Annotated in this window: 20 protein-coding genes; 11 read left to right on the plus strand and 9 right to left on the minus strand. The window is 71.5% G+C overall.

Annotated elements, in window-relative coordinates:
• The first annotated feature begins 412 nt into the window (after positions 1 to 412).
• The 3 genes from VKA29_RS00670 to VKA29_RS00680 all read left to right on the plus strand — a co-directional run bounded on the left by VKA29_RS00670 (position 413) and on the right by VKA29_RS00680 (position 5,951).
• The gene (locus VKA29_RS00670; protein ID WP_324783114.1) at positions 413 to 2,170 is read left to right on the plus strand and encodes an LCP family protein; all 1,758 of its coding nucleotides are present in this window, start codon (positions 413 to 415) and stop codon (positions 2,168 to 2,170) included.
• A gap of 77 nt (positions 2,171 to 2,247) precedes the next feature.
• Positions 2,248 to 3,921, plus strand: coding sequence for an LCP family protein (locus VKA29_RS00675; RefSeq protein WP_324783115.1), 1,674 nt, complete (start codon positions 2,248 to 2,250; stop codon positions 3,919 to 3,921).
• Positions 3,922 to 4,283: 362 nt separating this feature from the next.
• Positions 4,284 to 5,951, plus strand: a complete 1,668-nt coding sequence (locus VKA29_RS00680) for an LCP family protein (RefSeq protein WP_420718411.1) — start codon at positions 4,284 to 4,286, stop codon at positions 5,949 to 5,951.
• Between the two features lie 65 nt (positions 5,952 to 6,016).
• On the opposite strand, the gene VKA29_RS00685 is transcribed toward VKA29_RS00680, so the two are convergent.
• Entirely contained in the window at positions 6,017 to 7,045 is a 1,029-nt protein-coding gene (locus tag VKA29_RS00685) for a glycosyltransferase family 2 protein (protein ID WP_324783116.1), read from the minus strand.
• Between the two features lie 116 nt (positions 7,046 to 7,161).
• On the opposite strand from VKA29_RS00685, the gene VKA29_RS00690 reads away from it, so the two are divergent.
• Positions 7,162 to 8,643, plus strand: coding sequence for an LCP family protein (locus VKA29_RS00690; protein ID WP_324783117.1), 1,482 nt, complete (start codon positions 7,162 to 7,164; stop codon positions 8,641 to 8,643).
• Between the two features lie 184 nt (positions 8,644 to 8,827).
• On the opposite strand, the gene VKA29_RS00695 is transcribed toward VKA29_RS00690, so the two are convergent.
• Positions 8,828 to 9,412: an acyl-CoA thioesterase gene (locus tag VKA29_RS00695; RefSeq protein WP_324783118.1), complete on the minus strand. Its 585-nt coding sequence runs from the start codon at positions 9,410 to 9,412 to the stop codon at positions 8,828 to 8,830.
• Between the two features lie 92 nt (positions 9,413 to 9,504).
• Here VKA29_RS00695 and VKA29_RS00700 point away from each other — a divergent pair, with 92 nt between their 5' ends.
• Entirely contained in the window at positions 9,505 to 10,800 is a 1,296-nt protein-coding gene (locus VKA29_RS00700) for an LCP family protein (RefSeq protein WP_324783119.1), read from the plus strand.
• Complete coding sequence (locus VKA29_RS00705) at positions 10,793 to 11,419, plus strand: HAD-IA family hydrolase (RefSeq protein ID WP_324783120.1); 627 nt, start codon at positions 10,793 to 10,795, stop codon at positions 11,417 to 11,419. The genes VKA29_RS00700 and VKA29_RS00705 overlap by 8 nt, the downstream gene beginning before the upstream one ends.
• Before the next feature lie 33 nt (positions 11,420 to 11,452).
• Here VKA29_RS00705 and VKA29_RS00710 read toward each other — a convergent pair whose 3' ends face one another.
• A complete protein-coding gene (locus VKA29_RS00710; RefSeq protein ID WP_324783121.1) occupies positions 11,453 to 11,815 on the minus strand; it encodes a four-helix bundle copper-binding protein in 363 nt (120 codons plus the stop codon).
• 325 nt (positions 11,816 to 12,140) lie between these two features.
• On the opposite strand from VKA29_RS00710, the gene VKA29_RS00715 reads away from it, so the two are divergent.
• The gene (locus tag VKA29_RS00715; RefSeq protein WP_324783122.1) at positions 12,141 to 13,907 is read left to right on the plus strand and encodes a M28 family peptidase; all 1,767 of its coding nucleotides are present in this window, start codon (positions 12,141 to 12,143) and stop codon (positions 13,905 to 13,907) included.
• A gap of 63 nt (positions 13,908 to 13,970) precedes the next feature.
• Here the strand turns inward: VKA29_RS00715 and VKA29_RS00720 are convergent, their stop codons facing one another.
• Positions 13,971 to 15,128 carry an acyl-CoA dehydrogenase family protein gene (locus tag VKA29_RS00720; protein WP_324783123.1) on the minus strand — a complete coding sequence of 386 codons (1,158 nt, stop codon included), beginning with the start codon at positions 15,126 to 15,128 and terminating at the stop codon, positions 13,971 to 13,973.
• 189 nt (positions 15,129 to 15,317) lie between these two features.
• On the opposite strand from VKA29_RS00720, the gene VKA29_RS00725 reads away from it, so the two are divergent.
• Complete coding sequence (locus VKA29_RS00725) at positions 15,318 to 16,661, plus strand: UDP-glucose/GDP-mannose dehydrogenase family protein (protein WP_324783124.1); 1,344 nt, start codon at positions 15,318 to 15,320, stop codon at positions 16,659 to 16,661.
• Positions 16,662 to 16,771: 110 nt separating this feature from the next.
• Here the strand turns inward: VKA29_RS00725 and VKA29_RS00730 are convergent, their stop codons facing one another.
• Entirely contained in the window at positions 16,772 to 17,272 is a 501-nt protein-coding gene (locus VKA29_RS00730; RefSeq protein WP_324783125.1) for a CGNR zinc finger domain-containing protein, read from the minus strand.
• Between the two features lie 127 nt (positions 17,273 to 17,399).
• Between VKA29_RS00730 and VKA29_RS00735 the strand changes: the two genes are divergently transcribed.
• Positions 17,400 to 17,759: a VOC family protein gene (locus tag VKA29_RS00735; protein ID WP_324783126.1), complete on the plus strand. Its 360-nt coding sequence runs from the start codon at positions 17,400 to 17,402 to the stop codon at positions 17,757 to 17,759.
• 14 nt (positions 17,760 to 17,773) lie between these two features.
• The gene (locus tag VKA29_RS00740; protein WP_420718412.1) at positions 17,774 to 18,163 is read left to right on the plus strand and encodes a VOC family protein; all 390 of its coding nucleotides are present in this window, start codon (positions 17,774 to 17,776) and stop codon (positions 18,161 to 18,163) included.
• A 115-nt stretch (positions 18,164 to 18,278) separates the two neighbouring features.
• Here the strand turns inward: VKA29_RS00740 and VKA29_RS00745 are convergent, their stop codons facing one another.
• The 4 genes from VKA29_RS00745 to VKA29_RS00760 all read right to left on the minus strand — a co-directional run bounded on the left by VKA29_RS00745 (position 18,279) and on the right by VKA29_RS00760 (position 22,528).
• Positions 18,279 to 19,550, minus strand: coding sequence for a dipeptidase (locus tag VKA29_RS00745; protein ID WP_324783128.1), 1,272 nt, complete (start codon positions 19,548 to 19,550; stop codon positions 18,279 to 18,281).
• 127 nt (positions 19,551 to 19,677) lie between these two features.
• On the minus strand, positions 19,678 to 20,862 hold the full coding sequence (locus tag VKA29_RS00750; RefSeq protein WP_324783560.1) for a dipeptidase: 1,185 nt from the start codon (positions 20,860 to 20,862) through the stop codon (positions 19,678 to 19,680).
• A gap of 5 nt (positions 20,863 to 20,867) precedes the next feature.
• Complete coding sequence (purE, locus tag VKA29_RS00755; RefSeq protein WP_324783129.1) at positions 20,868 to 21,392, minus strand: 5-(carboxyamino)imidazole ribonucleotide mutase; 525 nt, start codon at positions 21,390 to 21,392, stop codon at positions 20,868 to 20,870.
• Complete coding sequence (locus tag VKA29_RS00760; protein ID WP_324783130.1) at positions 21,389 to 22,528, minus strand: 5-(carboxyamino)imidazole ribonucleotide synthase; 1,140 nt, start codon at positions 22,526 to 22,528, stop codon at positions 21,389 to 21,391. The genes purE and VKA29_RS00760 overlap by 4 nt, the downstream gene beginning before the upstream one ends.
• A gap of 287 nt (positions 22,529 to 22,815) precedes the next feature.
• On the opposite strand from VKA29_RS00760, the gene VKA29_RS00765 reads away from it, so the two are divergent.
• Positions 22,816 to 23,334: a GtrA family protein gene (locus VKA29_RS00765; RefSeq protein WP_324783131.1), complete on the plus strand. Its 519-nt coding sequence runs from the start codon at positions 22,816 to 22,818 to the stop codon at positions 23,332 to 23,334.
• The last annotated feature ends 31 nt before the right edge of the window (positions 23,335 to 23,365 follow it).

Raw genomic sequence — 23,365 nt, forward strand, 5'->3', positions numbered from 1 at the left:
CGGCATTCCGCCACAAAGATTCCCAATTCGGCCACCCGTTCTTCCGTGACCCCACGGGCCGATTCGGACCCGGACGCGCATGCCGCTCGCCCGATTACCCCGAGGACGGCGCTTCTCCCCTACCCGCGTTCCACGGGAACACCGCCGTCGAGCAGACCTGCGGGTAAAGCGAACGCCAAGTCAGCGAACAGCCGTGTTAAGAAAGTCCACGGAAATGGGCGGATTGCCCAGTTGTAGGGACGTGGAATTTGTCACCGTCGTCGCTCCATGCCGAACCGGGCGGATAGTGTGAGCGATCCGGTGCATCATCCGGCCACGAGGACACCCCCGGGGCCTGGCACTAGTGACCGAGACCCGAGCGTCTTCGAGGGGGGAAGGCGCCGCGTGGCCCTGACGGAGGATTCGGACAACCGTGGACGCGCAAAGCCGTGGGCGGGCGGACAACATTGACCCCGCAGACCAGTGGGTGCTCAATCCGAACACCGGCGAATACGAATTGCGACTGACCCCTTCCGGAGCGCAATCGGTGCCCGGCCCCCGCAGATCGGCTCCGGCCGACGCGGGCGGCCGTGGTGCGCGCGGCCGTAGCACCGAGAGCCGGGGCCCCGAGGGTCGTACCGCCCCCGAGCGCGCGCCCGAACGGGACGTCCCCGCCCCGCGCAGGCGGCGGAGCGAGCCCGAGGAGCCGCCGCCGGGCCGGCGCGGCCGCCGGCCGGCCAAGAAGAAGAACAAGGCCAAGCGGGTGGTGCTGTGGACCGGCGGCACCATGGCCTTCGTGCTGCTCGCCGCGGCGGGCAGCGCCTATCTGTACATCGAGCACCTCAACAACAACATCGATTCCGTCCCCGACGACGGCGCGAGCACCGGTGGCTTCAGCAAGGGCAAGGCGATCAACATCCTGCTGATCGGCACCGACAAGCGCACCGGCAAGGGCAACGGGAAGTACGGCGACAAGGACAGCGTCGGCCACGCCGACACCACGATCCTGCTGCACGTCTCCAAGGACCGCTCGAACGCGACGGCGCTGAGCATCCCCCGCGACCTGATCACCGACATCCCGGACTGCCCGACCAAGCAGGCCGACGGCACCGAGAAGGTCATCGCGGGCGCGACGGGCGTCCGCTTCAACACCAGCCTCGGCCAGGAGGACCGTACGCCGAGCTGCGTCGCGCGGACCGTCACCGAGCTGACCGGCATCAAGCCGGACAACTTCATGGTCGCCGACTTCAACGCGGTCAAGACGCTGACCACCGCGGTCGGCGGGGTGGACGTCTGCCTCGGCAAGGACATCGACGACCCCGACTCGCACCTGAAACTGAAGAAGGGCATACGGCACATCCAGGGCGAGACCGCGCTCGCCTTCGTGCGCACCCGGCACACGGTCGGCTCCGGCGGCGACCTGAGCCGGATCACGCTGCAGCAGCAGTTCCTCAGCGCGCTGATGCGCAAGCTGAAGTCGAACGACACGCTCACCAGCCCGACGAAGATGATGAAGGTCGCCGAGGCGGGCACCAAGGCGCTGACCGTCGACTCCAACCTCGACAGCATCGGCAAGCTGAAGGACCTCGGCCTGGAGCTGGGCAAGCTCAATCCGAAGAACCTGACGTTCACCACCGTGCCGGTGGACGACAACCCGGCCGAGACGGTGAAGGTGACCGTCGTGCCGAGGCCGGGCGCGGCGCAGCAGGTGTTCGACGCGATCAAGAACGACGTCTCCTTCACCGCCGTCAAGGCCAAGAAGAAGAAGGAGGCCGCCGCCGCTGCCGCCCGCCTCAAGGGCACCAAGTCCGCCGCCTCCGAGGTGCGGGTGCGGATCCTCAACGGCGGTGCCGAGTCCGGCAGCGCGCAGGCCGAGCTCAGCTACCTGCAGAACGAGGCGGGCGTGCTGAAGTCCGAGAACGCGGGCAACGCGGACGGCGAGCAGGCGAAGACCACCCTCGAGTACGCCCCGGACCAGGCGGACCAGGCCCGGCGGCTGGCCGCGATCCTCGGCCTGTCCGGCGCGCAGATGAAGCCGGGCAAGAGCGTGACCAACGACCAGGGGCTGCCGGCGATCACGCTGACCCTGGGCAAGGACTTCCCGGGAGCGGGGAATTCGTACTCCGCGGCGGCCAAGGCGCCGAAGGTCGACAACAAGCTGACGGCCGACAAGGTCGAGTGCGCCAAGTGACGTGACGGGCCTGTCGTGCGTCTGACAGGACGTACGACAGGCCCGTTCGGCGGGGTACGGCTGGGGAAGGCGGGGGAATGACGCAGAGCAGTGTGCGTGGGGAGGGAGCCCGCGGAGGCGTTCCGCGGGCTTCGGACGGCCAGGGGGACAGCCGGGAGGGGAGCACACGGGAGTCGGACGGCTCCGGCAGATCCGGCAGCTCCGATGCGGGGGCCACGGGGCGCGGTGGACGCCGCCGGGGCGTGCCGAAGCGGGGGCGGCGGGCGCTGAGATGGTCGGCGACCACTCTGGCGGTGCTGATACTCGGCACGGCCGGCGCCGGATACCTGTACTACCAGCACCTCAACGACAACCTCCGCAAGGGCCAGCGCAGCAGCGGCGACTCCAGGGCGCACAAGCCCGGGGCCAACGCGGCCGGGCAGACCCCGCTCAACATCCTGCTGATCGGCTCGGACAGCCGTGACTCCGACGAGAACGTGAAACTGGGCGGCGCCCGGTACGACCGCGGCAGCCCGCCGCTGGGCGACGTGCAGATGCTCATCCACCTGTCCGCGGACCGCAAGAGCGCCGCGATGGTGAGCATCCCGCGCGACACCCGCGTCGACATCCCCCGGTGCACCGACCCCGACACCGGCAAGGTGTACCCGGCGGCCAACGACATCATCAACACCTCGCTGGCCCGCGGTGGCGCCGGCTGCACGCTGGCCACCTGGGAGAACCTCACCGGGGTGTACATCGACCACTGGATGACCATCGACTTCGCGGGCGTGGTGCGGATGGCCGACGCCGTCGGCGGCGTCGACGTGTGCGTGAAGCAGAACGTGTGGGACCACCCGACGGCCGCGGTGCCCGGCGGGTCCGGCCTGAAGCTGACGGCCGGCACCCACAAGGTCAAGGGCAAGCAGGCCCTGCAGTGGCTGCGCACCCGGCACGCCTGGGGCAGCGACCTGATGCGGGCCCGCGCCCAGCACATGTACCTGAACTCGATGATCCGCAAGCTCAAGGACCAGAACGTCTTCACCGACACCGGCCGGCTGACCGACCTCGCCGAGGCGGCCACCAAGTCCCTGTCGGTCTCCGAGGAGATCGGCACCGTCAAGAAGCTCTACGACCTGGGCGCGCAGCTGAAGTCGGTGCCCACGGACCGCATCACCTCGGTGACGATGCCGAACGTCCCGGACCCGGGCAACGCCGACCACGTGGTGCCGGACGGCGCGAGCGCCGAGCAGTTGTGGCGGATGCTGCGCGACGACGTGCCCCTCGACGACAAGGGCAAGGCGTCGGACTCGAAGAAGAAGACCCCGAAGGACGAGGCCACCAAGGCCCCTTCGGCGCCCGACGGCGAGATCGGCGTCACGGTGCAGAACGCGACCGGGACCTCCACGCTCGGCCCGGTCTCCGGGCGCGCGGGCGCGATCGCCCAGGAACTGGTGGGGAAGGGGTTCACGCAGGCGTCCAAGGACGCCACGGCGGGCCTGTCCGAGGACCGGACGGTGGTGCGCTACCCCAGCGCCGAACTGGAGGGCGACGCCCAGCGGGTCGCCACGTCGCTGGGGATCCCGCTGAGTTCGGTGAAGCGGTCGACCGACGTCTCCGGGGTCACGGTCGTGGTCGGCGCCGACTGGCGTACGGGCACCGCGTATCCCAAGCAGTCCACCCCCGAGGCGGGCGACCTGCCCGAGGGCACCGACGCCATCAACGGCTCGGACAAGAGCCCCTGCATGGACGTGTACGCGCCCTACCGCTGGTAACGGCGCAACCTCCGGCAGCAGCGCAACCTCACGGGCCCGTCGTGTGTCTCCAGGACGTACGGCGGACCCGTGCCGTGGCGTTCTGGCGTGCCCAATCGGGCTGAAAGCAGAGGAAATCGGTGCAGAAGACGTGTGCGACGACGCGTGCTCGAGTCGAGGCCGGCGCGCACGGGGATCCGGCCTTCACCCGGTGACCCACAGCGAACTCCTAAGCGGCCGCGGAATGATGAGGCACGCTCACGTCCGAGAGCCCCGGGCAGTCCCACGTCCCACGGTGGAAACGAGGCCCGCGCACGCTCCCGACCGAGCGGTCCCGGTGAGCCACGGCGCGACGCCGGCGCAGGGGTGGAAAGGACAGGGAGTTGACGCGTAGCAGCGTGCGCGGAGAGGTCCCCGCGGCCGAGGACACCATGTCCCTCGCACCGCGGGACCAGGACCAGGACCAGGACCAGGACCAGGAAGGGGACCAGGACGCGCCGGCCGGGCAGGGCCGGGGCGGCGGCGGGCGGGGCGAAACGGGCCCGGGCGGTGACCGGCCGCGCCGCAGACGGCGCGTGCTGCGCTGGTCGGCGATGGTCCTGGCGGTGGCGATACTGGGCACCGCGGGTGCCGGCTACCTGTACTACCGGCATCTCAACGGCAACATCAAGAAGGACGACCTCAACATCGGCGACGAGAAGGACAGGGCGGCGAAGCCCACGGCCAACGCGGCCGGGCAGACCCCGCTGAACATCCTGCTGCTCGGCTCGGACGCGCGGAACAGCAAGGAGAACCAGAAACTCGGCGGCGCCAAGGACACCTACAACACCGCCCCGCGCGCGGACGTCCAGATGCTGCTGCACCTGTCGGCGGACCGCACCAACATGTCGGTGGTGAGCATGCCCCGCGACACGCTCGTCGACATCCCCGAGTGCACCGATCCGGACAGCGGCAAGGTCTACGGGGCGCTCACCCGGGCGATGACGAACGACTCGCTGGGCCGTGGCGGGCCGGGCTGCACGGTCGCCACCTGGGAGAAGCTCACCGACATCCACATCGACCACTTCATGATGATCGACTTCGCGGGCGTGGTGTCGATGGCGGACGCGATCGGCGGCGTGCCGGTGTGCGTGGACGCCAACGTCCACTCCCACACCTCCACCGGCCACGGTTCGGGCCTGAAGCTGGAGAAGGGCACGACGTACATCAAGGGCGAGCAGGCCCTGCAGTGGCTGCGCACCCGGTACGGCTTCGAGGACAACACCGACATCGCCCGCGCCCGGGCCCAGCACCAGTACATGAACGCGATGGTCCGCGAGCTGCGCGAGAACGCCACCCTCAGCAGCCCGAACAAGCTGCGCAAGCTCGCCGAGACGGCCACCGAGGCGCTCACCGTCGACGACGGCCTCGGCACGGTGGCCAAGCTGTACGACCTGAGCAAGGAGCTCAAGAAGGTCCCCACCAAGCGCATCACCATGACGACGATGCCGTGGCAGTACTCGGCGAGCGACAGCGGCCGGGTGGTGCCCAGGCCCGGTGACGCGGCGAAGCTGTTCCGGCTGATCCGCGAGGACATCGCGCTCGACGGCAAGGACAAGAAGAAGTCCGCGAAGGACGAGAAGTCCTCGGACCCGGCCGCGGCGGACGACGAGATCGCGGTGCAGGTGCGCAACGGCACCCGTACCGACACCGAGGCGTCGGTCGGCGGGCGGGCGTCCGAGATCGCGCGGCTGCTGGCCGGCAAGGGCTTCACGCAGGCGGCGGCGGACGCCTCGGTGAACGCCGGCGAGGACACCACGGTGATCCGCTACCCGAGCGCGGACCTGGAGGGCGACGCCCAGCGGGTGGCCGAGGCGCTCGGCATCCCGTTGTCGTCGGTGGAGAAGTCGACGGACGTCTCCGGCGTCACCCTGGTCGTCGGCGCGGACTGGCGCGCGGGCACGAAGTACACCGCCGGGCAGGACGACGACTCGATCCCGGACACGGCGCAGGCCATCAACGGGTCCGACAAGAAGCAGTGCATGCACGTCAACCCGGACTACACCTGGTAGTCCGGGCGGGCCGCCGGGCGGTCCGCGGTGCTCTGCCGGAGGCCGGGCACCGCGGGGCGCCGCGGTCAGTCGGCGGCGAGCACCGCGGGGCGACGGGAGGCGATGACCTTCTTCGCCAGTGACCTGGGGCTGGTCAGGAAGCCCCACCCCCACGACATGTGCATCGTCGCGAGGGCCACGGGTATCTGGACCCGCGCCTTCAGCGGCAGCCCCTTGCCGGCCGGGACGGACCCGAGCAGTATCGCCGCGAGGTAGCCGCCGGGGACGACGAAGCCCCAGGGGGTGAGGACCGCCCCGGTCACCAGACCGGCCGCTATCGCCAGGACCGCCGTGGGCGGGGCGAGGTAGCGCAGGTTGATGGAGCCCTCGTGGTACCGGGCGACGACGTGCCGCCAACGCCCGTAGTCCTTGTACTGCTTGGCCAGCGCCCTGACGCTCGGCCGCGGCCGGTAGGACACCCTCAGCTCCGGCGAGAACCAGATCAGCCCGCCGGCCTCGCGGATGCGGAAGTTCAGCTCCCAGTCCTGGGCGCGGATGAACTCCTCGTTGTAGCCGCCCTGCCGCTCCAGCGCCTCGCGCCGGAAGACGCCCAGGTAGACGGTCTCGGCCGGGCCCGCCTGGCCGCCCGTGTGGAAGGCCGCGTTGCCGACGCCGATCTTCGACGTCATCGCGGCGGCGACCGCGTGCTCCCAGTCGTTCTCGCCCTCGGCGTGCATGATGCCGCCGACGTTCATCGCGCCGGTCTCCTCCAGCAGCCGCACGGCCGTCGCGATGTAGTCCGGCGAGAGCATGCCGTGCCCGTCGACGCGGACGACGACCGGATGGCGGGACGCCTTGATCGCGGCGTTCAGCGCGGCCGGCGTGCGGCCGGTGGGGTTCGGGACGGTGTGGACGCGCGGGTCCTCGCGGACGAGCTCGGCGGCGATCGCGTCCGTGCGGTCCGTGGACGGACCGAGGGCGATCACGACCTCCATCTCGCCGGCGTACTCCTGCGCGAGGATCGCTTGGACGGCTCCGCGCAGATGCCGCTCCTCGTTGAGGACGGGCATGATCACAGAAACGGCGGGCAGCCGCACGTCGGGGTTGGCGTTCATCGCCCGTTACGTTACCGCGAACGGGGGACACGGTTGCGCGCCGCCGTGGGCGGAAGATCGTATCGGCCTACGGTGCTCTTACATCCCACGTACGGCCGCCGCCCGGAGGTGTCCCCATGCCCACGCCGCCTCGGTCCGCCGCCCCGGTCCGCCCGCAGCGCCGCCCGCAGCCGCCGCTCCCGCGTCCGCCGCGGCGCCCCCCGCGGTCGCGCGCACCGCTTCCGCCCGTACGGCGGAAGAAGCCGCGCTGGACCATGCGGGCGGTGACGACCCTGTCCGTCGTCGTGCTCGCCTCCGCCGGCATCGGACACGCGATGGTCACCAGCCTCGACCAGGACATCGCCCGGGTCGACCCCTTCAAGGACATGAAGAACCGTCCGCCGGCCGGTCACGGCATGAACGTCCTGCTGGTCGGCACCGACGGCCGGGACAGGATCACCGAGCAGGAGCGGCGCCGGTACCACCTGGGCGGCGCCCCCTGCCACTGCACCGACACGCTGATGATCGTGCACATCTCGGAGGACCGGGAGCGGGCCAGCGTGGTGAGCCTGCCGCGCGACTCCTACGCCGAGCTGCCCCCCACCGGGGGGCGTCCCCCGCGCCCCATCAAGATCAACGCGGCGTACGCGGAGGGCGGTCCGAACCTGACCGTGCGCACGGTCGAGCGGATGACGCGCGTGAAGATCGACCACTACCTGGAGGTCGACTTCACCAGCTTCATGAAGACGGTGGACGTGGTGGGCGGGGTGAAGATCTGCACCGCCGGGCCCCTGAAGGACTCCTACACCGGCCTGGACCTGCCCGCCGGCACGCACACCCTGGGAGGGGGGCAGGCGCTGCAGTACGTCCGCTCGCGGCACGTCGACGGCGCCTCCGACCTCGGCCGGATGAAGCGCCAGCAGCGGTTCCTGGCGGCGCTGGTGGACCGGGCCACCTCCTCCGGGGTGCTGCTGAACCCGATGAAGTTCCGGGACGTGACCCGGGCGGTGCTGGGCTCGGTACGGGCCGACAAGGGCTTCGGCACCGACGAACTGCTGGAGCTCGGCCGGGCCATGCGCGACTTCTCCCCCTCCTCCTCGGAGTTCACGACCGTGCCCATCGGCCGGATGGGATACCTCGTCAAGGGCTACGGCTCGACCCTGAAGTGGGACACCGCCAGGGCCGACGCGCTCTTCGCCCGGCTCCGCGACGACCGGCCGCTCACCGTGCACCGGCCGCCCAGCCGGGCGGCGCGGGTCGAGGTGGCCCCGCAGGAGATCCGCGTCCAGGTGGAGAACGGCACCGGCACGGCGGGCCTGGGCCGGCGCGTCGACGCCGCGCTGGCACGGACCGGGTTCCGGACCACCGGGGCGCCGGCCAACGCGGCCGAGCGCTCGCTGCGGCGCACGGTCGTCGCCTTCGACCCCCGATGGGACCGCTCCGCCCGGTCGCTGGCCGCGGCCCTGCCCGGCAGCCAGCTGCGCCCGACGAAGGGCCTCGGACCGACGCTGAAGGTCATCGCGGGCACCGAGTCCCACGAGGTCCGCGAGGTCCGCGGCGAGGACGCGCCGCAGCAGCAGGGCGCGGTGGTGACGGGCGACGAGGTGGTGTGCCCTTGACGCCCGTCCGTGACGCGCGACCGCAACCCAGCGTCCGTGACCTGCGCCCGTGCCGGCGTCCGTGATCTACGTCCGTGACCTGCGCCCGTGACCTGCGCCCGTGCCGTGCGTCCGTGCCGTGCGTCCGTGACGTGTGCCCGTGACCTGCGCCCGTGGCCGGAGGGCCCGCCGGTCCCGGAGGGGCTCAGTCGGCGAAGCCCTCCGCCGCCCGCCTCTCCCGGAGTTCCAGGATGGCGCGGCGCCTGGCCAGGCGGTGGGTGCGGCGGATCTGGGCCTCCTGGTAGCGGCGCCGGTCCCGCTCCGTCTCCGGCAGCACCGGCGGCACGCGGCGCGGTCTGCCGTCGGCGTCGACGGCCGCGAAGACGAGGTAGGCGGAGCCCACCTGGGTCGGCGGGGCGGACTCGTTCCAGCGCTCGGCCAGCACCCGCACGCCGACCTCCATCGAGGTCCGGCCGGTCCAGTTGACCTGTGCCTTCACATGGACGAGGTCGCCGACGCGCACCGGCTCGAGGAACGCCATCTCGTCCATGGACGCGGTGACGGCGGGCCCGCCGCTGTGCCGGCCGGCTACGGCGCCGGCCGCGTCGTCGACCAGCTTCATGATCACACCGCCGTGCACCGTACCCAGGAGGTTGGTGTCGTTGTGGGTCATGATGTGACTGAGGGTGGTACGGGAAGCGGAGGTCGGCTTACCCGGTATGTCCTGACTGTCCGCTTCCGGGGCGGTGGCCTGATCTGTCATGGCCTCCACCTTATGCCGCGGTGCCATCCGCGGACTTTGTGTCGGGTTGGCAACAGCGGGGCCCTGATTTTCCGACGACCCTTGTAAGGACCACTGCCCCGCCCTGCACACTTGGGCCCATGAACGATTGGCCCGAGGGATGGTCCGACGAGAACCGCGGCGACCGGTACGGTCGCGGCAGCGCGAGCGCACAGCCCGAGAGCGCCCGTGTGATGCGGCAGGTCCGCCGTAGCGCCTCGGGCCCGTACCAGGGCTCCGGCCCCGCCACCCCGCCCTATGGAGGGGTGCCGCAGCAGCCGACGTACATCGACGGCCAGGGATACGGCGGCGCCCAGGACGGCGGCGGTTACGACAGCGGCTACAACACCGGCCACGTCTACGGCGGGCCGGGCGGTCGCGGTCCCGGCGGTCCCGGCGGTCCCGGCGGCGGGCGCCCCCGCCCCGACTGGCGCCGCCGTATCAAGTGGACGGCGGTCACCCTCTCCGTGGTGCTGGTGGTGACGACCGTCGGCACCTACTTCTGGGCCGACTCCAAGCTCAACCGCGAGGTCGACCTGTCCAAGGTCATCGACCGCCCCGAGGCCGGCGAGGGCACCAACTACCTCATCGTCGGCTCCGACAGCCGCGCCGGGCTGACCTCCGAGGACAAGAAGAAGCTGCACACCGGCTCCGCGGAGGGCAAGCGGACCGACTCGATGATGATCCTGCACGTCGGCGACAACGGCGACACGCTCATCTCGCTGCCGCGCGACTCCAACGTCACGATCCCGACGTTCCGCGGGTCCGAGTCCGGCAAGATCAAGGGTCCGCTGGGCGCCAACAAGCTGAACGCGGCCTACGCGTTCGACGGTCCGACACTCCTCGTGCGCACGATCGAGTACAACACCGGCCTGCACATCGACCACTACGTGGAGATCGGCTTCGCCGGCTTCGCGAACATCGTGGACGCCGTCGGCGGCGTGACGATAGACATCGACAAGGGCTTCAAGGACAAGTACTCCGGCGCCGACTTCCAGGCCGGCAAGCAGACGCTGAACGGCGAGCAGGCCCTGGCCTTCGTGCGGACCCGGCACGCCTTCGCCGCCTCCGACCTGCAGCGCACCAAGAACCAGCAGAAGTTCCTGTCGGCGCTGGCCCACCAGGTGGCGACCCCCTCGACCGTGCTGAACCCCTTCAAGCTGTACCCCACGATGGGCGCGGGCCTGGACTCGCTGATCGTCGACAAGGACATGGGCCTGTGGGACCTGGCGTCCATGTTCTGGGCGATGAAGGGTGTCAGCGGCGGCGACGGCACCTCGATGAACATGCCGATATCCGGTTCGGTCGGCGGCAACCTCGTCTGGGACAAGGCCAAGGTGAAGACGCTCGTGAACCAGCTGAACAACGACGAGAAGGTCACGGTCCCGAGTGAGTGACCTGCCCGGCAGAGCACCGTTCGACGCGGTGCTCTGCGACGTCGACAACGTGATCCGGTCCTACGACTCCTCCGCGCTGCACGCCCTGGAGCGCGCCGCCGGACTGGCCGAGGGCACCACCATGAAGGTGGCCTTCGCGCCGGAGACCGTGCGGCCGGTGCTGCTGGGCCACACCGACCTGCAGGAGTGGGCGCGGTCGATCGCCGAGGGCCTGACGGGACTGGCGCCCGAGGCGACGGCGTGGGAGCTGGGCACGGCCCTGCTGGAGTCGCCGTTCGCGGCCGACGCGGCCGTGGTGTCCCTGCTGCGCCGGGCCCGCACCCGCGTGCCGCTGGTGCTGGTCAGCAACGCGACGCTGCGGCTGGAGGACGACCTCGCCGTCCTGGGGCTGACCGACCTCGCGGACCACGTCGTCAACAGCGCCCGCGTCGGACTCGCCAAGCCGGACCCGCGCATCTACCGCCTGGCCGCCTCCCTGGCCGGCGTCCGCCCCGGCCGCTGCCTGTTCGTGGACGACGACGAGCAGAACGCGGCGACGGCCGCGGCGGTCGGCATGCACTCCGTCCACTTCCGCGAACCGGCGGACCTGGCACGGGCCTTGGAGCCGCTGTTCGGGTGACGCCGGTCCGCGGGACGCGTGGTCGCGCGGACGTCACATCGTGGCGCCCGCCATCGTCCGGCACATCTGCGCGCAGCGCCGGCACGCCTCGGCGCAGCGCGTCATCTGGGCGTCGTCCGGCATGGACATACACGCCTCGGCGCACATGTCGCACGCCTTGGCGCACAGCGCGCACATCTCGGCCGCCATGGGCGAGCGACGCATCATCATGTCGGCGCACATGCGGGTCATCTCGGAGCAGTCGATCAGCGCCCGCATGATCTGCATCTGCGCCTGGCCGCCCATCTGCATGCAGGAGCTCATCGTCTCCTCGCACACGCTGTGGCAGGCCATGCAGGCCTCGACGCAGTCCTGCATCTCCTTGCTCATGGCGCCGGCGGTTCCGGGCTGGGTCATGGCTCCTCCTTGAGGACGAAGGGACCCCGGACGGGTCCCGTGCCCCTCTGTCCTACGCCCGCCGAACGCGACACGCCATCGGGCGGACCCCAACATTCCGCACCGTAAACACACACAGCACCCGAAACGGTCTTTCCCTGCCCGGAAACACACCTCACGCACCCCGGATTTCACAAGACTCCCAGCCGAGGGTCTTGGCGTTTCGCTTGACATGTGCATGCTTGTATACGCCGCCACTCACCACGAGCCGGCTCCGCATCGGGCGGGAGGCGGGGCACCACCACGTCCCGCCTCTCGCTTCCTGCCACCTCACAAAGGACACACGGTGCTTCGAAGAATCTCCCCGACCGGCCTGTCCCTGACCGGTCTCCTGCTGGCCGCCGCACTGGGCCTCGCCGCGCTCCCCGCGAGTGCCGCGCCGGCCTCCGAGGGCCATCGCACCGCGACGCTCTCGGCCCCGGCCGCCCTCGCCGCCACCGCCCCCGACATCGACGTGACCAGGGTCCAGGCACACCTGACCGAACTGAACGCCATAGCCGGCCGCAACGGCGGCAACCGCAAGTCGACCGGACAGGGCTACCGCGACTCCGTCGCCTACGTGAAAGGCAAGCTCCAGGCGGCCGGATACACCGTCACCGAGCAGGCCTGCACCTCCGGCTGCACGAGCGGCGCCGGACCCAACCTGATCGCCGAGTGGCCCCAGGGCGACTCGTCGAAGGTGTACATGTTCGGCTCGCACCTGGACAGCGTCTCCGCCGGACCCGGCATCAACGACAACGGCTCCGGCAGCGCGACCCTCCTGGAGGTCGCGCTGAAGCTCGCCGAGACGAACCCGACGATGGCGGCGCGCGTCCGCTTCGGCTGGTGGACGGACGAGGAGCAGGGCCTCAACGGCTCGGACTTCTACGTCCGTTCACTGACCTCCGCACAGCGCTCGGCGATCAAGGCGTACTACAACTTCGACATGGTCGCCTCACCCAACGGCGGCTACTTCATCAACCACATCACCTCGGCCGCCGCCGCGCCGATGAAGGCGTACTGGGACTCGCTGAACCTCCAGCCCGAGGAGAACACCGAGGGGGCGGGCCGCAGCGACGACTACTCCTTCGAGAACTACGGCGTCCCCACCTCCGGTTACGCCATGGGCGCGAGCGCCCGCAAGACCTCGGCGCAGGCGGCCAAGTGGGGCGGCACGGCGGGCGCCGCGTACGACAGCTGCTACCACTCCTCCTGCGACACCACCGCCAACATCAACGCCACCGGGCTGAACCGCAGCGCCGACGGCGTCGCCTACACGCTGTGGGCGCAGGCCGTCTCGGCCACCGTCCCCACGAACGACTTCTCGATCGCGGCGAGCCCCGCCTCCGGCAGCGCCGACCCGGGCACCTCGCTGACCACCACCGTCTCCACGGCCACCACCAACGGCTCCGCGCAGACGGTGAACCTGTCCGCCTCGGGCGCCCCGTCCGGTGTCACCGTCTCCTTCAGTCCGGCCTCGGTGACCTCCGGCGCCTCGTCCACCGCGACGATCGCCGTCGGCTCCTCCGTGGCGCCCGGCACGTACGCCATCACCGTCACCGGCACCGGTTCCACCACGCACACCGCGCAGTACACGCTCACCGTCAACGGCGCGGGCGGCTGCACCGTCTCCCAGGTGATCTCCAACGGCGGCTTCGAGAGCGGCACTTCGCCGTGGACCGGGAGCACCGGCGCGATCGGTTCGTTCAGCGGCCAGTCCGCGCACTCCGGCACCCGCTACGCCTGGCTGGCCGGCTACGGCTACGCCGCCACCGACACCCTCAACCAGGCGGTGACCGTCCCCGCCGGCTGCGCCAAGGCCACCCTGAAGTACTGGCTGCACATCGACACCGCCGAGTCCGGCACGACGGCGTACGACACCTTCAAGGTCCAGGTCAACGGGACCACCAAGCAGACGTACTCCAACGCCGACGCGGCCACCGGCTACACCGAGCGCACCCTCGACCTGAGCCAGTACCTCGGCCAGCAGATCACGCTCACCTTCACCGCGACGGAGGACTCCAGCCTCCAGACCGGCTTCGTCGTCGACGACGCCACCCTGACGACCGGCTGACCACCGGCGGGCACGACACAGCCCCCGGCGCCGTGCCGGGGGCTGTGTCGTGCCCGGAACCCGTCAGGGAAGGTTGCGGGCCATGACGATGCGCTGGACCTGGTTCGTGCCCTCGTAGATCTGCGTGATCTTGGCGTCGCGCATCATGCGCTCGACCGGGTAGTCGCGGGTGTAGCCGTAGCCGCCGAGGAGCTGGACGGCGTCCGTGGTGACCTCCATGGCGACGTCCGAGGCGAAGCACTTGGCCGCGGCGCCCAGGTAGGTCAGGTCGGCGTCGCCGCGCTCGGAGGCGGCCGCGGCCTGGTAGGTCAGGGCGCTGGCGGCCGAGATCTTCATGGCCATGTCGGCGAGCATGAACTGGATGCCCTGGAAGTCGCCGATCGGCTTGCCGAACTGCTTGCGCTCCTGGACGTAGCCCTTGGCGTAGTCGAGGGCGCCCTGGGCGATGCCGAGCGCCTGGGCGGCGATGGTGATGCGGGTGTGGTCGAGGGTCTTCATCGCCGTGGCGAAGCCGGTGCCCTCCTCGCCGATCATGCGGTCGGCCGGGATGCGCACGTTGTCGAGGTAGACCTCGCGGGTCGGCGAGCCCTTGATGCCGAGCTTCTTCTCCGGAGCGCCGAAGGAGACGCCCTCGTCCGACTTCTCGACGACGAACGCCGAGATGCCCTTGGAGCGCTTGGCGGGGTCGGTGACCGCCATCACCGTGTAGAACTCGGAGACGCCCGCGTTGGTGATCCAGCGCTTGACGCCGTTGAGGACCCAGTGGTCGCCGTCGCGGACCGCCTTGGTCTTCATGCCGGCCGCGTCGGAGCCGGCGTCCGGCTCGGAGAGGCAGTACGAGAAGCCGCCCTGGCCCTTGGCGAGCGCGGTCATGTACGTCTTCTTCAGCTCTTCGGAGCCGGAGAGCAGGACGGGCAGCGAGCCGAGCTTGTTCACCGCGGGGATGAGGGAGGAGGACGCGCAGACGCGGGCCACCTCCTCGATCACGATGACCGTGGCGAGGGCGTCGGCGCCCGCGCCGCCGTACTCCTCGGGCACGTGCACGGCGTGCAGGTCGTTCGCCACCAGGGCCTCGAGGGCCTCCTGCGGGAAGCGGGCCTCCTCGTCCACCGCGGCGGCGTACGGCGCTATCTTCGCCTCGGCCAGCGAGCGGACGGCGTCGCGGAGCATGTCGTGCTCCTCGGACGGGCGGTACAGGTCGAAGTCAGCCGATCCGGCCAAGGTGTCTCACGCTCCAAAGACGCTGCGTTGCCGACGCTAATTACCGTTAAGTAACACAAATTTTAGGGGTCCGCGGACGCCAGGGGTACGTGAGCTTGGCGACAGCGGGAAAACTGCCCGCCGCCTCCCCCGACTATGCTCAGGCCCGGATCACCGCCGTCCCACCGCCGTCGCCTTCTGGAGCACCCCATGGCCCTCAAGATCACTGTGATCGGTACCGGCTATCTCGGCGCCACGCACGCCGCGGCCATGGCCGAGCTGGGGTTCGAGGTGCTGGGGCTGGACGTCGACGCCGAGAAGATCGCCATGCTCCAGCGCGGCGAGACCCCGATGTACGAGCCGGGCCTGGAGGAGCTGCTGAAGCAGCACGTGGCCGGCTTCGAGGGTTCCTCGGGCCGGCTGCGGTTCACCCAGGACTGGGCCGAGCTCGGCGCGTTCGGCGACGTGCACTTCGTGTGCGTCAACACCCCGCAGCGGCACGGCGAGTACGCGGCCGACATGGCGTACGTCGAGGCCGCGTTCGCCTCCCTCGCCCCGCATCTGACCGGTCCCGCCCTGGTGGTCGGCAAGTCCACGGTGCCGGTGGGCTCCGCCGACCGGCTCGCCGCCTACCTCGCCGAGCACGCGCCCGCCGGGGAGGACGCCGAGCTGGCGTGGAACCCGGAGTTCCTGCGCGAGGGTTTCGCGGTGCAGGACACGCTGCGTCCCGACCGGATCGTGGCCGGTGTGCGCAGCGAGCGGGCGGAGCGGCTGCTGCGCGAGGTGTACGCGACGCCGATCGCCGAGGGCACGCCGTTCGTCGTCACCGACTTCCCCACCGCGGAGCTGGTGAAGACCTCCGCCAACTCCTTCCTCGCCACCAAGATCTCCTTCATCAACGCCATGGCCGAGGTGTGCGAGGCCGCGGGCGGCGACGTGGCCAGGCTCGCCGAGGCGATCGGGTACGACGACCGGATCGGCAGGAAGTTCCTGCGGGCCGGGATCGGGTTCGGCGGCGGGTGCCTGCCGAAGGACATCCGGGCGTTCATGGCGCGGGCCGGTGAGCTCGGCGCCGACCAGGCGCTGACGTTCCTGCGCGAGATCGACTCCATCAACATGCGCCAGCGCGGGCGGATGGTGGAACTGACGCGGCAGGAGCTCGGGGGCGGCCCGTTCCTGGGCAAGCGGGTCGCGGTGCTCGGCGCCACCTTCAAGCCCGACTCCGACGACGTGCGGGACTCCCCCGCGCTGAACGTCGCCGGCCAGATCCACCTGCAGGGCGGCCAGGTGACGGTGTACGACCCGAAGGGCATGGACAACGCCCGCCGGCTCTTCCCGACGCTGGGGTACGCCGACAGCGCGCTGCAGGCCGTGCGGGGCGCCGACGTGGTGCTGCACCTGACGGAGTGGCGGGAGTTCCGGGAGCTGGACCCGGCGGAGCTGGGCGAGGTGGCGGCGGCGCGGCTGATCCTCGACGGGCGCAACGCGCTCGACCCGGCGCTGTGGCGCAAGGCCGGCTGGACGTACCGCGCGATGGGCCGGCCCACCGCGTAACGAGCGGGAGACGGACGCCGGTTCGGCCGAGGCTCAGTCGGCCGAACCGGCGTCCTGCTGCATTCTGCACCAACGGCCCCTCCCCGGGCCGGGGAACGACCCGGTGGACCCTACTTGGCCCGGTACCGGCGCATCTTCGCGCGGGCCCCGCACGACTGCATCGAGCACCAGCGCCCGCGCCCCGCGGGGCTGCGGTCGTAGTACGCCCAGTGGCAGTCGTCGGCCTCGCATGCCTTCAGCCGCTGCCAGGTGCCCGCGACCAGTCCCTCGGCGACGGCGGCGGCGACCCGGGAGAGCAGACGGGTGCCGTCGACGGGGGCGAGGGCGGCCGCGCCGTCGGCGGCGCCGACCGTCACGCGCAGCGGGGCCGACGCCAGCAGGTCGCCCAGGGGCGTGACCGGGGCGTGCGGCGGGTGGCCCGCGTGGGCGAGCAACGCGGCCCGCAGCGACTCGCGCAGTTCGCGCGCCGCGGGGACGTCGTCCTCGGTGAGCGAGAAGCGCGCGCGGCCCTCCGCCGTGTCGAGCGCGTCGGCGCCCGGCCGGATGTCCAGCGTGTTCACCAGGGACTCGACCAGGGCGAGGCTCCCCGGGGCAGCCGATCTCGCACTCATGCCTGCACGCTACCTCCCGGTAAACCGGTTGCGCGGTTACCTCCAATGCGGCAGCATGCGGTAACGGTTACCGGTTACCCGTCATTGCGGGTAACCCCGCTGGTGACCACGTCTCTAGGAGGAAGCCATGGCTCTCGCCGAACTGGGCGCCGTCGTACTGGACTGCCCGGACCCCCGTGCCCTCGCCGGTTTCTACGCCGAGGTGCTGGGCGGCACCGTGGAGGGCGACGACGACTGGGTGGACCTGAGGACCCCCGGCGGTCGGACGCTGGCCTTCCAGGCCGTGCCGGGTCATGTGGCGCCCGAGTGGCCCGCGCCGGACCGTTCGCAGCAGTTGCACCTCGACCTGAGCGTCCCGGACCTGGACGCGGCCGAGAAGGGCGTGCTGGGGCTCGGCGCGAAGGTGCTGGACGCCGGGGACGGTTCGCGGAGCTACCGGGTTTACGCGGACCCGGCCGGGCACCCGTTCTGTCTCTGCGCCTGCTGACCGGGAGGTCCCCTGTGACCGTGGCACGCTTCCGCTCCGTCGTCCTCGACTGCCCCGACCCGGGCGCGCTCGCCCGCTTCTACGCGGGTGTGGTGGGCGGTACGCCCGTGCGGGAGGACCCCGACTGGGTCGTCCTCCAGGTGCCCGGCGGGCCGCGGCTGGCCTTCCAGCGGGCGGAGGGGTACGCCCCGCCGCGGTGGCCGCGCGCGGACCGCGACTCCCAGCAGTTCCACCTCGACTTCGACGCCGGATCGACGTGGGAGGAGATCGACGCGGCCCACGACCGGGTGCTGTCGCTGGGGGCGCGCCCGCTGGACCTGGAGGACCGGGAGAAGAAGGACTTCCAGGTGTACGCCGATCCGGCCGGGCATCCGTTCTGCCTCTGCCGGATCGAGCACTCCTGAGCCCGGCCGTCGGCCGCGTCCGGTCCGGCGTCCGGTCCGGCGCCGCCCGCGTCGATGCGGCCGCCGGCCGCCCCGGTCCGTCAGCCGTCAGCCGCCGGACCGGGGCGGTCAGCCGTCAGCCGTCCAGTTCGCCGATCGTCGCCGTCGACGGCTCGCGGCGCTGCTGGGCGGCGCGGGCGGTGAAGTCGGCGCTGCGCAACAGGCGCTGGACGTTGCCCCAGGTCAGCAGGGCGATGTCGGTCTCCGGCCAGTCGCGGCGCAGCAGCTCCGCGATCAGGTGCGGGTAGCAGGAGGCGTCGCCGAGCTCCTGCGGGTGGGCGGTGCCCGCGTCGTACGTGCCGGACAGGGCGACGCAGTCCGGTCCGGCGACGGCGCGGACGTGGTCGAGGTGATCGGCGACGTCCCGGACGCTCGGGCCGGTCTGCTCGGCGGTCAGCGGCACCATGCACACGCCCTCGGCCGCGCCCAGCTCGGCCAGCAGGTCGTCGGTGAGGTTGGCCGGGTGGGGGCGCAGGGAGCGGGCGGCGGAGCGGGTGAACACCACCGGCGCCCTGGAGACGACGAGGGCACGGCGCACGGTCTCCGGGGAGGCGCCGGAGAGGTCGGCGAGGACGCCGAGCCGGTTCATCTCCCGCACCACCTCCTCGCCGAACCGGGTCAGCCCGGCCTCGCCCGCCCACGAGACGCCGGCCAGGGTCAGCACGCGCAGGCCCAGGGAGTGCAGGGCGCGCAGGATGCCGAGGGAGTCGCCGAGGCAGGAGGCGCCGGCCGGGCCGGGCACGACGGCGACCCGGCCGCACAGGCGGGCGTCGATGAGCTGACCGGCGGTGCGGGCCAGGCGCAGGCCCTCGGGGTGCGCCCGCGTGACGTTCTCGATCAGGTCCAGCTGCTCCAGGGTCGCGCCGATCGCGCGGTCCCCGGTCAGCCCGTCGGGCAGGTGCAGCGACCAGAACAGCGCGCCGACGTGGCCCTCGCGCATCCGGGGCACGTCCGTGTCGACGGCGCTCTCGCCGGCCTCCAGGTCGTACCAGGCCAGGTGCCGCAACGCCCAGGGCAGGGCACTGTAGCCGTCGGCGACGGGGTGGTCGGCGAGCAGGGCATGGGCCCGCTCGACGAGATCCGCCGCGGCTCCGCCCTCGGGCCGGCCCGCGCCGCCCTCGTCACCCGCGTCGCCCTCCGGCCCGCCCGCGCCGTCGTATGCCTCGCCCTCGCCGTCGTACGGCTCGCCCTCGCCGTCGTACGGCTCGCCCTCGCCGTCGTACGGCGCGTCCTCGGCGTCGTACGGCGCGTCCTCGGCGTCGTAGGGCTCCGCGGGGAACGGCCCGGGCAGATCGCCGAGCCGTCCGACCTCTGTCCTGGTGTGCAGTTGGGGCTGGAGGTCTGCCATGGCGGTCTCCGTACGTGATCGGTGTCCGTACGGCCACCGTCGCACGCCGCCCGCGGGGCTTCCTGGTGGGCGGTGCGTTCGGGGGTACCGCCCCGGCCGCGCGGTCGCCGCCGGGGCGGGCCGGCGATCAGCCGTCGAGCACGTCGATGGTGGCGTGGGACGGCGGGCGGGTCGCCCGGAGGTCACGGGCCACGTCCTCCGCCGCGCCCAGCACCCGCACCGCGTTCTGCCAGGTCAGCTTGGCCAGGTCGGCCGTGGACCAGCCGCGGTCGAGCAGTTCGGCCAGCAGGTTGGGGTAGCAGGAGACGTCGCCGAGGCCGTCCGGGGTGAAGGCGGTGCCGTCGTAGTCGCCGCCGATGCCCAGGTGGTCGACGCCGGCGACCTCGCGCATGTGGTCGAGGTGGTCGGCGACCGTCGCGACCGTGGCGACCGGGCGCGGGTTGCGCTCCTCGAAGGCCCGGTGCAGCCGCATCGCCTCGGCACCGGTGTCCAGGTGGTGCAGGCCGTGCGCGCGCAGGTTCTCGTCGGCCGCGGCCGTCCAGTCCACGGCCGCCTGGAGCACGAACTTCGGCACGAACGTCACCATCGCCACCCCGCCGTTGGCCGGGAGGCGTTCGAGGACGTCGTCGGGGATGTTGCGCGGGTGGTCGCACACCGCGCGGGAGGAGGAGTGGGAGAAGATCACCGGGGCGGCGGTGGCGTCGAGCGCGTCCCGCATGGTCGTGGCGGCCACGTGGGAGAGGTCGACCAGCATGCCGAGGCGGTTCATCTCCCGGACGACCTCGCGGCCGAACGCCGACAGGCCTCCGACGCCGGGCTCGTCCGTCGCGGAGTCCGCCCAGTCCACGTTGTCGTTGTGGGTGAGGGTCAGGTAGCGCACGCCCAGCTCGTACAGGCCGCGCAGGGTGCCCAGGGAGTTCGCGATGGAGTGGCCGCCCTCGGCGCCCATCAGGGAGGCGATGCGGCCCTCGCCGCGCGCGGACTCCATGTCGGCCGCCGTCAGCGCGGGCGCCAGGTCCTCGGGGTGGCGCGCCAGCAGCCGCCGTACGCAGTCGATCTGCTCCAGCGTGGCCGGCACCGGGTCGGGCAGGTCCGACGGCACGTACACCGACCAGTACTGGGCGCCGACGCCGCCCTCGCGCAGCCGCGGGATGTCGGTGTGCAGGGCGGCATCCTGGCGGACGGCCACGTCGAGGGCGTCGAGGTCGTAGCGGGCCTTCTCACGCAGCGCCCACGGCAGGTCGTTGTGGCCGTCGACGACCGGGAACTCGCCCAGCAGGGTCCGGGCCCGCGGCAGCGAGGGCGAGGTCATCGCGCTCACTTCCCGAAGCCGAAGCCGTTGCCGTTGCCCTCGACCTTGGCGCGCAGGCGCTTGCCCTTCTCGGTGGCCTGGTCGTTCAGCTCCTGCTGGAAGTCGCGCATGCGGGAGAGCAGGTCCTCGTCGTGCGCCGCGAGGATGCGGGCCGCCAGCAGGCCGGCGTTGCGGGCGCCGGCGACGGAGACGGTGGCGACCGGCACACCGGCCGGCATCTGCACGATCGACAGCAGCGAGTCCATGCCGTCGAGGTACTTCAGCGGGACGGGGACGCCGATGACGGGCAGCGGGGTGACGGAGGCGAGCATGCCGGGCAGGTGGGCCGCGCCGCCCGCGCCCGCGATGATCACCTTCAGGCCCCGGTCGGCCGCCTGCTCGCCGTACGCGACCATCTCGCGCGGCATCCGGTGCGCGGAGACGACGTCGACCTCGTAGTCGATCTCGAACTCGTCCAGGGCCTTGGCGGCGGCCTCCATGACGGGCCAGTCCGAGTCCGACCCCATGACGATGCCTACGACTGGGCTCATTCGGTGATCGTGCCTCTCAGGTAGCCGGCAGCGTGACGGGCGCGCTCCAGCACGTCGTCCAGGTCGTCGCCGTAGGTGTTGACGTGGCCGACCTTGCGGCCGGGCTTCACGTCCTTGCCGTACATGTGGATCTTGAGCTGGGGGTCGCGCGCCATGCAGTGCAGGTACGCGGAGTACATGTCCGGGTAGTCGCCGCCCAGGACGTTGACCATGACCGTCCACTTCGCGCGCGGGCGCGGGTCGCCGAGCGGGAGGTCGAGGACCGCGCGGACGTGGTTGGCGAACTGGGACGTGATCGCGCCGTCCTGCGACCAGTGGCCGGAGTTGTGCGGGCGCATCGCCAGCTCGTTGACCAGGACGCGGCCGTCGCGGGTCTGGAACAGCTCGACGGCGAGATGGCCGACGACGCCCAGCTCTTTGGCGATGGTCAGGGCCATCTGCTCGGCGTGCAGCGCGAGGTCGTCGTCGAGGCCGGGAGCGGGCGCGATCACGGTGTCGCAGACGCCGTTGACCTGCCGGGACTCCACCACGGGGTAGGCGACTGCCTGGCCGTGCGGGGAGCGCACGACGTTGGCGGCGAGCTCGCGGACGTAGTCGACCTTCTCCTCGGCGAGGACCGGGACGCCCGCGCGGAACGGATCGGCGGCCTCCTCCACGGAGTCCACGACCCACACGCCCTTGCCGTCGTAGCCGCCGCGGACGGTCTTCAGGACGACCGGAAAACCGTCGCCCTCAGCGGCGAACGCAGCCACGTCGGCCGGATCGCTCACGATCCGGTGCCGTGGGCACGGGATGCCGATCGCGTCGAGCCTGGCGCGCATCACCCCCTTGTCCTGGGCGTGCACGAGCGCGTCGGGACCCGGGCGCACGGGGATGCCGTCCGCCTCCAGGGCCCGCAGGTGCTCGGTGGGCACGTGCTCGTGGTCGAAGGTGATCACGTCGCACCCGCGCGCGAACTCGCGCAGCGTGTCGAGGTCGCGGTAGTCGCCGACGACGACATCACCGACGACCTGCGCCGCGGAATCCTGGGGAGTGTCACTGAGGAGCTTGAACCTGATGCCCAACGGGATGCCCGCCTCGTGTGTCATACGAGCGAGCTGGCCCCCGCCGACCATGCCGACTACCGGGAACGTCACGCCCCTAGGGTATCGGCCGCGCCGCGGTGGGAGGTTTCCGGCCGCTCCCGCCTTCCTCCGGCGCCCTTCCCGGCCCTCTTCCCGGCCCTCTTCCCGGCCCTCTTCCGGGCGCCCTCCGGGTCCCCTCTCGGGCCCCGCCGACGGCCGTTTTTCCCTTCTTGCCGCAGCCTTTCCGCAGCTCTTGCGTACTTCTTCCCCGGCCGACGGCTCATCCGCGGGCAATCGCACAGGCGGGTGGTTAGCATGGCCAGGTCGACCCAACCGACCCGACGGGAGCCTTCACGACCATGGAACCTGGTTCCTCCGGGCTGCGAAGGCTCACCCACGAGATCGCCAGATTCGGCGCCGTCGGCGCGCTCGGCACGGTCGTGAACTTCGGCGTGTCGAACCTGCTGTGGCACCTCACCAGCCTGCAGGCCGTGCGCGCCAACGTGATCGCGACGGTCGTCGCCATCGCCTGCAACTACGTGGGTTTCCGCTACTTCACCTACCGGGACCGCGACAAGAGCGCCCGCACCCGGGAGCTGGCGCTGTTCCTGGCGTTCAGCGTGGTGGGCCTGGTCATCGAGAACGGCATCCTGTACGCGGCCATCTACGGCTTCGGCTGGGACAGCTCCCTGCAGCGCAACGTCTTCAAGGTCGTCGGCATCGGCATCGCGACCCTGTTCCGCTTCTGGTCGTACCGCACCTGGGTGTTCCGCACGCTGCCGGCCGTGGAGGCCGCCGTCGCGGACGCGGAGTCGCTGCTGGGACGGGCGGACGGGACCGCCGCGCGCCGGTCGAAGGCCGGGCAGCGCGCGAACTGACCGGCGGCACATCAGCCTGACGGCACCGCGC

This window comes from Streptomyces sp. H51 (assembly GCF_035656535.1).
In the GTDB taxonomy this organism is placed as follows: domain Bacteria; phylum Actinomycetota; class Actinomycetes; order Streptomycetales; family Streptomycetaceae; genus Streptomyces.

What these genes read in the sequence shown, in the direction of transcription:
- VKA29_RS00730 (WP_324783125.1), bottom strand. Translation starts at nt 17,272, where the DNA reads ATGAGTGCGAGATCGGCTGCCCCGGGGAGCCTCGCCCTGGTCGAGTCC.
- VKA29_RS00765 (WP_324783131.1), top strand. Translation starts at nt 22,816, where the DNA reads ATGGAACCTGGTTCCTCCGGGCTGCGAAGGCTCACCCACGAGATCGCC.
- VKA29_RS00700 (WP_324783119.1), top strand. Translation starts at nt 9,505, where the DNA reads ATGAACGATTGGCCCGAGGGATGGTCCGACGAGAACCGCGGCGACCGG.
- VKA29_RS00710 (WP_324783121.1), bottom strand. Translation starts at nt 11,815, where the DNA reads ATGACCCAGCCCGGAACCGCCGGCGCCATGAGCAAGGAGATGCAGGAC.
- VKA29_RS00675 (WP_324783115.1), top strand. Translation starts at nt 2,248, where the DNA reads ATGACGCAGAGCAGTGTGCGTGGGGAGGGAGCCCGCGGAGGCGTTCCG.
- VKA29_RS00690 (WP_324783117.1), top strand. Translation starts at nt 7,162, where the DNA reads ATGCCCACGCCGCCTCGGTCCGCCGCCCCGGTCCGCCCGCAGCGCCGC.
- VKA29_RS00750 (WP_324783560.1), bottom strand. Translation starts at nt 20,862, where the DNA reads ATGACCTCGCCCTCGCTGCCGCGGGCCCGGACCCTGCTGGGCGAGTTC.
- purE (WP_324783129.1), bottom strand. Translation starts at nt 21,392, where the DNA reads ATGAGCCCAGTCGTAGGCATCGTCATGGGGTCGGACTCGGACTGGCCC.
- VKA29_RS00685 (WP_324783116.1), bottom strand. Translation starts at nt 7,045, where the DNA reads ATGAACGCCAACCCCGACGTGCGGCTGCCCGCCGTTTCTGTGATCATG.
- VKA29_RS00725 (WP_324783124.1), top strand. Translation starts at nt 15,318, where the DNA reads ATGGCCCTCAAGATCACTGTGATCGGTACCGGCTATCTCGGCGCCACG.
- VKA29_RS00745 (WP_324783128.1), bottom strand. Translation starts at nt 19,550, where the DNA reads ATGGCAGACCTCCAGCCCCAACTGCACACCAGGACAGAGGTCGGACGG.
- VKA29_RS00695 (WP_324783118.1), bottom strand. Translation starts at nt 9,412, where the DNA reads ATGGCACCGCGGCATAAGGTGGAGGCCATGACAGATCAGGCCACCGCC.
- VKA29_RS00735 (WP_324783126.1), top strand. Translation starts at nt 17,400, where the DNA reads ATGGCTCTCGCCGAACTGGGCGCCGTCGTACTGGACTGCCCGGACCCC.